This window comes from Amniculibacterium aquaticum, assembly GCF_003852705.1.
Classification (GTDB): Bacteria; Bacteroidota; Bacteroidia; order Flavobacteriales; family Weeksellaceae; genus Amniculibacterium; species Amniculibacterium aquaticum.
This window is the reverse complement of the sequence record NZ_REFA01000024.1, coordinates 21,771-34,636: the sequence shown is the minus strand read 5'-3', so window position 1 is coordinate 34,636 and position 12,866 is coordinate 21,771. Positions and strand designations below refer to the sequence as shown.

Below are 12,866 nucleotides of genomic sequence, written 5' to 3'. Positions count from 1 at the left end.
TGGCCTTTTTTTTAGTTTTTGGTGTTTGGTGTTTGGTGGATGGAAATGTAGGATCGCTTTAAATGGTGGGGAATTATTGGCGGTACTGAATAAACTCCTTCAAGAATGGTGAATCCTTGAAGGAGGGTGAAGTTGAATATTCGTTAATTTGTTAATCTAGAATATTAGATGAGTGAGATGTTGCTTTAAACGAAGGAGAAAAATTGGTGGTACTGAATAAACGCCTTCAAGGATGGGGAATCCTTGAAGGTGGGTGAAGTTGAATATTCGTGAATATGTTGATGCTGATGTTGATGTTGATGTTGATGTTGATGTTGATCTTAATATTAGATGAGTGAGATGTCGATTTAAATAATGGAGAAGTATTGGCGGTACTGAATAAAATCCTTCAAGGATAGTGAATCCTTGAAGGAGGGTGAAGTTGAATATTCGTTAATTTGTTAATCTAGAATATTAGATGAGTGAGATGTCGCACCCCGACCTGAGTGGAGCTCTTTTTATTTTTTTTTTGCTTTTGAAGGCTGCTTGGTTGCAAAAAAAATAAAAAAGCGGGAACGGAGGGCGGAATAGGTGCCCAAATAAAAAAGAGAAACAAAAAATGTCTCTCTTTTTATATAAGTATGTGACTGGATATTACATATGAATGGCTCTTTTGCCAGTTGCGTCTAATGCTGCTTCCTTAATGGCTTCTGCATAAGTTGGATGCGCGTGCGACATACGGGTTAGGTCTTCGGCGCTTGCACGAAACTCCATTGCGGTAACTCCTTCTGCAATTAGATCGGCTGCACGAGCTCCGATGATGTGGAATCCTAGGATTTCGTCGGTTTTTTCGTCGGCCAATATTTTTACAAAACCATCGGTATCTCCAGAGGCACGGCTTCTACCCAATGCTCTCATAGGGAAGTTCCCCACTTTGTATGCGGCACCTTCTGCTTTCAATTGCTCTTCGGTCTTACCTACTCCGGCAACTTCTGGCCAAGTGTACACAACACCTGGAATAAGGTTATAATTGATATGCGGTTTTTGTCCGGCTAAAGTTTCTACAACAAATACCCCTTCTTCTTCGGCTTTGTGTGCAAGCATTGCTCCTTTCACGACATCTCCGATGGCATAAATGTTAGAAATATTGGTCTGTAAGTGGTCGTTGGTTTTTACTCTACCTCTTTCATCCAGCTCTACTCCTACTTTTTCTAATCCTAGTCCGTCTGTGAATGGTTTTCTACCTACAGAGACCAAACAATAATCTCCTTCGAAAACAACTTCTTCGCCTTTTTTGTTTTTTGCTGAAACTTTAACTGCATCTCCATTTCTTTCGACACCAGAAACGGCTGTAGAAAGTTCGAATTTCATTCCTTGTTTTTTAAGTACTTTTTGTAGTTCTTTGGACAAAGCACCGTCCATACCCGGGATTATCTTATCCATAAATTCGATTACTGTGACTTTAGCTCCTAACCTAAGATATACAGAACCCAACTCTAGACCAATAACTCCACCACCAATAACCAACATGTGTTCCGGCACTTCTTTCATCTTAAGTGCTTCGGTAGAGGTGATGATTCTTTCTTTATCGATGTTGATAAATGGCAAAGAAGAAGGCTTGGAACCGGTTGCGATGATGGTGTATTTGGACTCGATAGTTTCTGAAGAACCGTCGTTTTTGGTTACTCTGATCTGAGTAGCCGACTCGAAGCTACCGATACCTTCGAAAACGGTTACTTTATTTTTATCCATCAAAAAGCTAATTCCTTTTGTAGTTTGATCAACAACCGCATCTTTTCTGGCGATCATTTTAGCCAAATCTACTTTAGGCTCGTTGATGATAATTCCGTAGTCTGCAAATTCATGTTTTGCTTTTTCGAAATGTTCTGAACTATCCAACAATGCTTTGGAAGGGATGCACCCTACATTGAGACAAGTCCCACCCATGGTTGGATATTTTTCTATAATTGCTGTTTTGAAACCCAATTGAGCAGCACGGATTGCTGCAACATATCCACCAGGACCAGAACCGATTACGGTAACATCAAACTGTGACATTTTTATGTATTTTTTATTAAAATTAATTTTTGGCGAATTTACAAAAATTTGATTGATTAGAATGACAAATCACAAGGTAGTTTTACAAGAAAATAAAAATTACCAATTTCTAAAATCTTGAAATAAATTAAAATAGCTTTGAAAAATAATTTCTTTAGAAAATCGAGATCTGATCGATTCTTTAACCGTTTCTCTATTGAACTTTTTTTGAAGAATGCTTTTAATTTTTTCTGCAAAAGCTTCAGGTTGTTCAATATATTCTATTTCTCCGTTAATATTCGGAAGGATAATTTCTCTAATCCCACCCGGACAATCGTTGGCTAAGGAATAAGTCCCACAGGCACCGGCCTCTAAAAGTACATTGGGGAAACCCTCGTAACGAGAGGAAAGAACAAATAAATCGGCATGCTTCAAAAATTGATACGGATTTTTCTGTTGTCCATGAAAGATTACATTTTCTAATCCTAATTCTTTTTTTAAATTCAACAGCAATTCTTTATCACGACCATCTCCGAGGATGTGCAAGAGGATTTTTTCATTTTTCAGACGGGCAAAAACATTTAACAAGAGATCAAAACCTTTTCTTGATGACAAATTTCCGATTGCAACAACATTTTTGAAATCAGAAGAAAATTTTTGCGGAGCCAAAGCATCACGACTTTGCTTTTCGATAAAATCAAAATCTACAGGATTGTTGATTTTCACTGTTTTTGAATTTTGAATATGAAAATTTTGGAGCAAATCCTGTTTCATATCGTCGCTTTGGCAAATAATTTTGTGGTAATTGTTGTAGAATTTATAAAAAAACCGAATTTCTTTTCTTGTTACATGTTGGGAAACTACATTGGTTTCTCTGGCGATAAATTTTGTTTTTGGGAAAAATTTCACAAAAAAAGACAGATAGGCATTCACCTCTCCAAAACCAGAAAAGACCAATTCGGGTTTTCTTATTCTAATTTCTTTTAGAATTGGAAGCAAACCGTTGCGAATGCGTTGTGTTTTGAGATCAATAATTTCAACATCGTCTTTTACAAAAGAAAGATACCCTCCTTCTTTTCGTAGGAGCAAAATTTTTGGAATAAAAATTTCTCTTGGTAAATGATTGGCCAAAGACACGACAATGCGTTCTGCACCACCCGTTTCCAGATCCGGTAGAATAAAGATGATTGTAATTTTTGGATTTTCTTTCATCAATTGGTTGTTTTATTTCATAAAAATACCCGATTTATTTTTATTAAAGTTAAATAAATCGGGCAGTTAAGTTAATTCAAAAATAAATTAAATTTCTTTGAAACTCAAATTATTTTCTTTCAAATATTGTTCAGCTTGCTGTTTGTATTGTCCAGAAACCAATTTGTCATGGATGGCTTCAAAAGCAGCTAGTGTTTCGTTGATTTCGGAATCGGTGTGAGAAGCAGTAGGGATCAGTCTCAACAAAATCATACCTTTAGGAATAACGGGATAGACCACCACAGAGGTAAAAATACCGAAATTCTCTCTAAGATCTTTTACCAAAAGTGTAGCTTCCACGGGGCTTCCTTGCATGAAAACCGGAGTTACACAGGTATTGGTATTCCCTAAGTTGAATCCTCTTTCTATCAAACCACTTTGAAGTTTGTTTACATTTTCCCAAAGTTTGGCTTTAATTTCTGGTCTTGTTCTTAGCAATTCCAATCTTTTCAATCCGCCCAAAACCATTGGCATGGTAAGGGATTTTGCAAAAATCTGAGAGCGAAGGTTGAATTTTAGGTATCTGATGATTTCTTTGTTTCCGGCCAAAAATGCTCCGAATCCTGCCATGGATTTGGCAAAAGTAGAGAAATACACATCGATTTCGTCTTGGCAACCTTGCTCTTCTCCAGCTCCGGCACCTGTTTTCCCCAAGGTTCCGAAACCGTGAGCGTCATCGACCAATAGACGGAAAGGATATTGTTTTTTAAACGCTACAATTTCTTTCAGTTTTCCTTGTTGTCCAGTCATCCCAAAAACACCTTCGGTGATTACCAAGATACCGCCACCGTTTTCTTCGGCTACTTTTGTTGCTCTTTTGATGTTTTTTTCGAAGCTGTCCATATCGTTATGACGGAACATAAAGCTTTTTCCCATGTGCAATCTAACCCCATCTACAATACACGCATGAGAGTTGGAGTCGTAAACGATAACATCGTGTCTGGAGACAAGAGCATCAATAGTAGATACCATCCCTTGATATCCGAAATTTAGAAGATATGCCGAATCTTTTTGTACAAATTCTGCTAGTTCTTTTTCCAGTTTCAGGTGGTTATCGGTTTCTCCGGACATGGCTCTGGCTCCCATAGGATAAAACATTCCGTATTCTGCAGCAGCTTTGGCATCGGTTTCTAAAACTTCCGGGTGGTTGCAAAGTCCTAAATAGTCGTTGGCCGACCAAAAAATCACTTCTTTACCTTGAAATTTCATTCTAGGTCCGATAGGACCGTCTAATCTTGGGAAAATAAAATACCCTTCTCCGTAATCTGCAAATTGTCCTAGAGGACCAGGATTCTGTTTTATTCTATCGAAAATATCTATCATTTTGCGAATTTTTATTAATTTTTTATTAATTATTAAACATAAATCAGTCTTTCACGGTGAGTAAAAGACTGATTTATGTTTTTGTTATTCATTATTATTTTACAACTTCTGTTTTAAAAACCTCGTCATAATTGTGAACACAATTATTTACGAAACCTTGATCCGCCATCCATTGATCGCTGTACACTTTTGTGATGTATCGGGAACCGTGATCTGGGAAAATTAAAACTACCAAATCATTTTCTGATAATTGATTGTCTTCTGAATATTGTTTGAACGCTTGCAGTACAGCTCCTGTGGTATAACCTCCCAAAATAGCTTCCTTTAATGCAATTTCTCTGGTGCAATATGCGGACATTTCGTCATTAACACGAACAAATTCATCTACTTTATCAAACAACAAAGCTGAAGGAATTAAATTTTTCCCAAGACCTTCGATCTGGTAGGAATGAATTTCAGAATGATCAATTTTTCCAGTTTCGTGGTAGGTTTTCAATATTGAACCGTCGGCATCTACACCGATTACTTTGATGTTTGGATTTTTTTCTTTTAGAAACTTTGCAGTTCCGGAAAGAGTCCCACCGGTACCGGTACAAGCCAAGATGTGAGTAATTTTACCTTCGGTTTGCTCCCAAAGTTCAGGGCCTGTTGTTTGGTAATGCGCATCAATATTCAATTCATTAAAATATTGATTGATGTAAATAGAATTTGGAGTTTCTGCAGCAATTCTTTTAGCAACTTCGTAATAGGATCTTGGGTCATCTGCTGGAACGGAGGCCGGACAAATATGAACTTCGGCACCTAAAGCTTTAAGGTAGGCAATCTTTTCGGCTTTGGTTTTATCACTTACGGATAAGATGCATTTGTATCCTTTGATGATGCTGACCATAGCAATGGAGAACCCTGTATTCCCAGAAGTTGTTTCCACAATAGTTGAACCGGGCTTCAAAAGACCTTTTTTTTCTGCCGCTTCAATAATATGAAGAGCGATTCTGTCTTTGGTGGAGTGCCCAGGATTATATGATTCTAATTTAGCATAAACTTTTGCAGGACATTGTTTGGTTACTTCATTCAATTTTACTAACGGAGTATTCCCAATTAATCCTAAAATGTTATCGTGAACATTAGTCATTATATTATCATTTTTCTCTAAAAAACCGTTTGCAAAAGTATAAAAAAAATATTTTTATTCTTGTGATTTAAGTCAATAAAATTTTCAAAAACCTACAAACAGTACAATTACAAATATTTATAAAACACTTTTCGGTTGCAAAAATCAAACCATTTTTTAATAAAAATCACTCACCACACTTAATTTAGATAAAAACATCTGAAATACTTATTCACTGAAAACTAAAAATCAAGGCGTTAAGCTTTCAAGAAAGTGAGTGATAAAATTAAAAACTTTCAAAAGATTAAAATACTTTTAAAAAGATTTGATTCTCACTAAAAATTCCAAATAAATGATTGAAAAATACTATTTTCGCAGAATTGTATAAATAAATCATGAAAAATTGGACATTTAAAAAATGGAACACCCTTTTGGGATGGGTTGTTTTCATCATTGCACTAACCACTTACCTTAGCACCATGGAAAGGAGTTTCAGTTTTTGGGACTGTGGCGAATACATTTCATCCGCTGTAAAACTTCAAGTTACCCACGCTCCTGGAGCGGCTCTCTTTCAATTGGTTGGAGCCGTAGCGGCGATTTTTGCCATGGGACAAGGCGAACTGTACTCCATTGTGATCAATGCCATGTCGGCTTTGTTTAGTGCATTTACCATTTTATTTTTGTTTTGGACCATCACGCATTTGGTAAGAAGACTTCTAAACAAAGATTTTGATGAGATCACAAAACACCAAGAAATTTCCATTTTATTTTCAGGACTTATCGGTGCTTTAGCCTTTACCTTTTCGGACACATTCTGGTATTCGGCTGTGGAAGGCGAAGTATATTCTATGGCTTCCATGTTTATTGCTTTGATTGTTTGGCTCATCACCAAATGGGAAAATGAATATCACGAAAACGACAACCAAAGATGGATTATCCTTATCTTTTTTGTAACCGGACTTTCTGTTGGTGTACACATGATGTGCATGTTGGCCATACCGGCAGTTTGTTTGGTGTACTACGCTAGAAATTACACATTTTCTTGGAAATCATTCATTTGGGCCAATGCCATCACTCTGGTCGTACTGAGTTTTGTTTTCAAAATCATCTTCCCGGTGATCATGACTTTCTTTGGAAAAACGGAAATATTCGCGGTAAACGGTTTGGGATTGCCTTTCCATTCGGGTACCATCATTGCATTTATTTTATTGATTCTTGCGAGTTATTTCGCTGTTAAATACGCCAACAAATCGGGTAGGAAAATTATACAAACCATAGCATTATCGGTTGTTTTCATGATTATTGGATTCTCGTGTTGGTTGGTTATCCCTATCCGTGCCAATGCCAACCCACCGATGAACCTGAACGATCCGGACAATGCCATTGGGATGTTGGATTATTACAACCGTGTACAATACGGCGATTGGCCAACCATCTACGGACAAAACTACACCGCTTATTTGGATGCAAATGGCATTGAAAAAAATGAAGACGGCAGCTATAAAAGTGTGGACAAAGGAGTAATTTATGAAAAAGACGAGCAATCTGGAGAGTACCGCGAGGTAGGCAGAAGATTTGATTATGTGTACAACCCGGCCCATGTGAGTTTTATGCCAAGAATGTTCAACGAAAGTCAGGATGTTATGTCCAACTACATCAGCATGTACGGCGCACCGGACTTCACCTTCAACTATTCCAACGAAGCCATAGCAGACAGTCCGGAAGCCAAACAAATTTTTGAAGATTTGCGATCCAAATACGAAGACAAAAGCATCAAGCTGGAGGATTATCTTCAAGCCAAAAAATACGACTTAATCAATGTTCAAAGACCTAGTTTATCACAAAATTTAGATTATTTTTTCACTTTCCAAAACGGATATTATTTTGTGAGATACCTTCTTTGGAATTTTGTTGGAAGACAAAATGACCTGGAGGGAAATATGGAAAACACCAAAGGAAATTGGATTTCCGGAATTCCGTTTATTGACCAAGCCAATGTTGGAGATATGAGTAAAATGCCTGCAAAATTCAACAATGAAAGTACGGTTAAATTCTTTTTCTTGCCACTTTTGCTAGGGTTAATCGGCTTTTTCTTCCAACTGAACCGCGATTTCGGCAGATTTTACGCCATCCTATCTTTATTTGTACTTACCAGTATAGGAATTGTTTTTTATACCGGAGTAAAGCCTTTCGAACCTAGGGAGAGAGACTATGCCATGGTGGGCTCGTTCTACGCATTTGCCATTTGGATTGGTTTGGGAGCTGCGGCTATCTTGTGGTTTATTCAACAAAAAATAAAATCCAATGGAATTAATATTGTAGCCGGAGTGATCTTGTTGGGTATTCCGCTAATGATGGGCTTCCAAAATTATACACCACACAACAGAAGTGGTAGAGAGGCGGCTCACGATTACGCCTATTCTGTACTGAAATCTTTGCCAAAAAACGACATCATATTTGTGTACGGTGACAACGACACCTATCCGGTTTGGGCGATACAAGAAACTGAAAACTTCCGTGACGATGTGAAAGTGGTCAACTTTACCCTACTTTCTACCCCTTGGAATATTGACCAAGTAAAAAGAAGAACTTACAATGCCATGCCTGTACCAAGTGTACTTTCTCATAACGAATATAGAGAAGGCACCAACGACCAAATCTATCTGATGACACCGAACGATTGGAAAGGAATTTTCGACAATTTGCAAGAACAAGGAGCTCCGGAAACTGCTTTTGCTGGATTTAGGAAGTTCATCACTCAAGATTCCATGACCATGAAGGAAGCCATTAACTTCATAAAACATAAATCTGCGGAGAAAGACGAGATCTTGAAAATGATTTTCGGTGAAGAAAAGTACGAAAAGTTCAACTTCTTGCCGGTTAGTAAATTCATACTTCCAGTGAATAAAGAAAATGCGGTAAAAGCAGGAATTATCACAGCAAAAGATGCTGCATTGGCTGCAGATCAAATCGTTATCGATTATAAAAAATCGTCGATGTTTAAAAACAATTTGATGCTTATGGACATCTTGGCCAACTTCGATTGGAAAAGACCGATCAGCTTCTCAAATGGTGGAATTTATGATGATGAAAATGTTTTTTTCCTTCAAAATTATCTTCAGATGGACGGATTCAGTTTCCGTTTGGTACCGATATATACGAAACAAGATGCCAGTGGCGAAATCGGAAGAGTGGACGGCAACCAACTGTATCAAGTGGTGAAAAACTTCAAATGGGGCAACTTTAAAGATCTAAATGTACATTTTGATGAAACCTGCACCTCCAACATCATCACTTACAGAAGCACGGCTTCTAGAGCTGCTCAGGCTTTGGCAAAAATGGGAGAAAAACAAAAAGCAACTGAACTTTTGGATTTGGCAAATGCTGAAATCCCGGCAAGCAAATATTCCGATGTGCGATCGTTGAGCTATTTGGTTACTGGATATATCGCTTCCGGACAAGAAGCCAAAGGACTGAAAATGGCCGACGAACTTAAGAAAACCATCTTCAAAGAATACGATTATTACTTGGGACTAAGCGCTAAAGAGCAAAAATTTGTTAAAAGAGAAATGAGGGTAAAACCAATGGAATACTCTCTTGTGGTGAGTGCTGTTGCGGATGCTTATGAAAGAATGGGACAAAAGGACAAGGCCTACGATTACATTAGCAAATCCTTAACACCAATCGACAAACGCTTTAACGAATTTGTAAAAGATTTGGAAATGATCGGCAAGGAAAAAGCCATGAAAGAATCGGAAAAAGTACAAAACATCACCCCATTTTACCAATACTTATTTGATGTGATGGATCCTTACGACTCCACTTATTCCAAAGAGAAAGAAAGCCAGATTACCAACGCCATTATCAAGGTAACCCAATAAAACAGAACGGACAGCAATGTCCGTTTTTTTATTCTCTTTTTAAAAATTATATTTGCAAAGCACAAAAATACATAGACTTGAAAAACACAAACAAAATACCGGTTTACGCAGTAATTTTCACCATTCTTTTCAAACTGATTTTTCTAGCAACCCAACACATTCAGGAAGATGCACTCATCACTTGGAGGGTCGCACAAAACCTGTTGGATTATGGAGTGATCGGTTTTAATGGAGCAGAGAAAATATCCTCATCGACCACGCACTTGTACATGTTTACCTCTTATTTTTTCAATCTACTTTTTGGGAAAATCAACTTTGTCTATCCACTTTTAATTTTCAACTCCATATTATTTACAATAGGCTCTTATCTGCTGTCGAAAGTATTACTAAAAGATGTCTGGCATCAAGCTGTATTCATCTTTTTATTTGGGATACTGCCACCCTCCATTAAGATTTCTATTTTGGGTATGGAGTACGGGTTGTTGTTTTTCTTAGAGATGAGTTTAATTTATTTTGGGTTTTTCAGAGAGAAAAAATGGGCGCTCATCCTCTTCCCCATTCTCATATTGTTTGCAAGAATAGATACGGTAATTTTCCTAGGAATTGTCTTTTTGGTGGATCTTATTTGGACAAAAAAAATCCGATGGTCTTATATTTTGGGGGGAATTTTGGGACTTGGTGTCGTTTTCGGATTCAATAGCTTGTACTTCCACGAAGTGGTGAACAACACCATCACAGCAAAACAATTGACCTACGACAGAAGCTTTACCACGGCACAAAACTGGGAATATTTTTATTTGAATTATGGAAACTTTTGGGGAATGATAAAGCTTCCCGGAGCCATCAACCCGATTACTTGGGTGGTTCTTGTATTCGAAATTTTAGCTTTCATTTTCATCATCAAAAAGAAAGAAGAAAGAAACCGTTTTCTATGGATGGTTTTTATTTTTGGTTGGGCAAAACAGTTGATATTCATTTCACAAAAAAGCCTATTCGATTGGTATTACTGGGTACCACAAATTCTGCTTTTTGTCCCTATTTTGATCTTGATTTTGGAACAAGAAAGGAAGAGAAAACTTTGGCTTTCACTCTTAATTATTTTTTACATTTTGCCCATGGTAGCCTTTCAAACCGTGCATTCTATCGCCACAGGCAATGGAGAGTGGAATTATAGAAGATACATCGGCTTGTACCTGGACAGTATAGAAAAAGATAAAAACCAATGGATCTTTTTAGAACCTGCAGGTTATGTTCCGTATTTCTCGCATCTAAAAACCATTGACGAAGTGGGATTGGTCGATAAAAAAATTCAAGATGAAATAAAAAAGGACAAATCCCATTATAAAATTAACACCATCAAGAACAGAAAACCAAAATATTTGCTTTCTTACAAGGACCTTTCGCAAGACGAAAATGCCGATTATTACAAGGAAAATTATAAACTCATCAAAGAATTTAGAATTAAAGACCATCTGAAATCCAACAATAAAATTTTGGAGAAAATCTACAGACTAAAACCATCGGGGACGGATTACAACCTTTACCAAAGAAAATAATCCCGATAGTCAATTAATATATCATTTAATTTCAATATTTTTGATTCTCTGTAAAAAACAACATGAAAAAAATTTCAATTGCATTTTTAATAACATCATTCACTTTTGGTTTCGCACAAAAAACCAGTGATTTAAAATTTGACACTCCAATTTCAGAAGCAGAAAACCAATACATTGCTACTGAAAGCAAAACACCCAAGCAATATACTTTTGGTTATGTATATTACGACTCTATGGCGGGTTACAGTTATAGGCACATCGGAGAAATACTCAGTGATGAAAATGACAATATAATTTTAAAAAAAGATCCCAAAGCAGAGCATGCTTTTATTATTTTTAGAATAGAAAATTTTGCTTTGAAAGTTTCTAAAGTACCACAAACATTTATTGAAAAATCTAAGCTAGAAGCAGAACCGGAATGGTTAAAATTTTATAAAACAAATGATACGGATCAAGAAAAAAAATTAAATAGAGCCAGCTCTTTGAACGGTGGCAATGCTCCACAACTTGCCCTGCCCATCTTAGAAAAGTTAAGAAGTGAAAAATTCTTCAACAATAAATTCTATTTTGAATTGGCTTTTTCCTACAATGCTTTAGGAAAATTTCCCGAGGCAGAACAAATTTGTGACGAAGCCTTTAAAAACAATTTCAAAGACGAATTAATTTATAAAGAATACATCTATTCTTTACTCAATCAATCCAAAATTACAGAAACTGAAAAATTCATCGTTAATAATATTTCAAATTTTAAAATCCCGACTTACAAAGCCGAAGCCATAAGCAACCTGATCCTTCACAGCAGTCACAAAAAAAGAAATGATATTGCTAAAAAATGGTTGATAGAATTTAAAAAAGAATTCGATACAGAACGATATAAAAAACAAATAGAACTTTTAGAATCTACAATACAAAAAAATGATACAACATCTTCATAACATCCAACACAAAAATTCAAATAACTTTTTCCTAATTGCCGGTCCATGCGCCATAGAAAGCGAAGAGTTGGCTTTTGAAATTGCAGAAAAAGTAATTGCAATAACAAACAAATACGAAATCCCCTACATTTTTAAAGGAAGCTTTAAAAAAGCCAACCGCTCCAGAGTCGATTCTTTTACAGGAATTGGTGACCTGAAAGCCCTTGAGATCATCAAGAAAGTAGGACAACATTTCAACATCCCAACCACAACCGACATCCACGAAAACGAGCATGCCGCTCTTGCTGCACAATATGTTGATGTATTGCAAATCCCCGCTTTCTTGGTTAGACAGACCGATTTGGTCGTTGCAGCAGCAAAAACCGGAAAGGTAGTAACGCTGAAAAAAGGACAATTTCTGTCTCCTGAATCCATGCAATTTGCCGTACAAAAAGTGAAAGACTCCGGCAACGATAAAGTCGGCATTATCGAAAGAGGAAATTCTTTCGGATATACCGATTTGGTTGTAGATTTCCGTGGGATTCCTACGATGCAAAAATACGCCCCGGTTATCCTGGACATCACCCACTCTTTGCAACAACCCAACCAAGAATCTGGAGTTACCGGCGGGAGACCAGAGCTTATAGAAACCATTGCCAAAGCCGGAATTGCTGTGGGTGCAGATGGACTTTTTATAGAAACCCATCCGGATCCTTCGTGTGCAAAATCCGATGGAGCCAATATGCTGAAATTGGATCTTTTGGATGACCTCTTGGGGAAATTAACCAAGATTAGAAAAGCAATTAATTAGAAA

General features: G+C 37.0%; 8 protein-coding genes. 4 read left to right on the top strand and 4 right to left on the bottom strand.

Features of this window, described 5'->3' with window-relative positions; all coding sequences use genetic code 11:
* Positions 1-633: 633 nt before the first annotated feature.
* The 4 genes from lpdA to EIY84_RS09830 form a co-directional block, all read right to left on the bottom strand.
* Complete coding sequence (gene lpdA / locus EIY84_RS09845; protein WP_124642704.1) at positions 634-2,037, bottom strand: dihydrolipoyl dehydrogenase; 1,404 nt, start codon at positions 2,035-2,037, stop codon at positions 634-636.
* Positions 2,038-2,136: 99 nt separating this feature from the next.
* Positions 2,137-3,228: a glycosyltransferase gene (locus EIY84_RS09840; RefSeq protein ID WP_124642702.1), complete on the bottom strand. Its 1,092-nt coding sequence runs from the start codon at positions 3,226-3,228 to the stop codon at positions 2,137-2,139.
* Positions 3,229-3,315: 87 nt separating this feature from the next.
* Positions 3,316-4,587: an aminotransferase class I/II-fold pyridoxal phosphate-dependent enzyme gene (locus EIY84_RS09835; protein ID WP_187478573.1), complete on the bottom strand. Its 1,272-nt coding sequence runs from the start codon at positions 4,585-4,587 to the stop codon at positions 3,316-3,318.
* A gap of 97 nt (positions 4,588-4,684) precedes the next feature.
* Positions 4,685-5,722: a PLP-dependent cysteine synthase family protein gene (locus tag EIY84_RS09830; RefSeq protein WP_124642698.1), complete on the bottom strand. Its 1,038-nt coding sequence runs from the start codon at positions 5,720-5,722 to the stop codon at positions 4,685-4,687.
* 374 nt (positions 5,723-6,096) lie between these two features.
* Between EIY84_RS09830 and EIY84_RS09825 the strand changes: the two genes are divergently transcribed.
* The 4 genes from EIY84_RS09825 (at position 6,097) to kdsA (ending at position 12,863) form a co-directional block, all read left to right on the top strand.
* On the top strand, positions 6,097-9,582 hold the full coding sequence (locus EIY84_RS09825; protein ID WP_124642696.1) for a glycosyltransferase family 117 protein: 3,486 nt from the start codon (positions 6,097-6,099) through the stop codon (positions 9,580-9,582).
* A gap of 77 nt (positions 9,583-9,659) precedes the next feature.
* Positions 9,660-11,138, top strand: a complete 1,479-nt coding sequence (locus EIY84_RS09820; protein ID WP_241154775.1) for a hypothetical protein — start codon at positions 9,660-9,662, stop codon at positions 11,136-11,138.
* A 62-nt stretch (positions 11,139-11,200) separates the two neighbouring features.
* Positions 11,201-12,073 carry a hypothetical protein gene (locus tag EIY84_RS09815; RefSeq protein ID WP_124642692.1) on the top strand — a complete coding sequence of 291 codons (873 nt, stop codon included), beginning with the start codon at positions 11,201-11,203 and terminating at the stop codon, positions 12,071-12,073.
* Positions 12,054-12,863, top strand: a complete 810-nt coding sequence (gene kdsA / locus EIY84_RS09810; protein WP_124642689.1) for a 3-deoxy-8-phosphooctulonate synthase — start codon at positions 12,054-12,056, stop codon at positions 12,861-12,863. The genes EIY84_RS09815 and kdsA overlap by 20 nt, the downstream gene beginning before the upstream one ends.
* The last annotated feature ends 3 nt before the right edge of the window (positions 12,864-12,866 follow it).

What these genes read in the sequence shown, in the direction of transcription:
- EIY84_RS09815 (WP_124642692.1), top strand. Translation starts at nt 11,201, where the DNA reads ATGAAAAAAATTTCAATTGCATTTTTAATAACATCATTCACTTTTGGT.
- EIY84_RS09830 (WP_124642698.1), bottom strand. Translation starts at nt 5,722, where the DNA reads ATGACTAATGTTCACGATAACATTTTAGGATTAATTGGGAATACTCCG.
- lpdA (WP_124642704.1), bottom strand. Translation starts at nt 2,037, where the DNA reads ATGTCACAGTTTGATGTTACCGTAATCGGTTCTGGTCCTGGTGGATAT.
- EIY84_RS09825 (WP_124642696.1), top strand. Translation starts at nt 6,097, where the DNA reads ATGAAAAATTGGACATTTAAAAAATGGAACACCCTTTTGGGATGGGTT.
- EIY84_RS09840 (WP_124642702.1), bottom strand. Translation starts at nt 3,228, where the DNA reads ATGAAAGAAAATCCAAAAATTACAATCATCTTTATTCTACCGGATCTG.
- kdsA (WP_124642689.1), top strand. Translation starts at nt 12,054, where the DNA reads ATGATACAACATCTTCATAACATCCAACACAAAAATTCAAATAACTTT.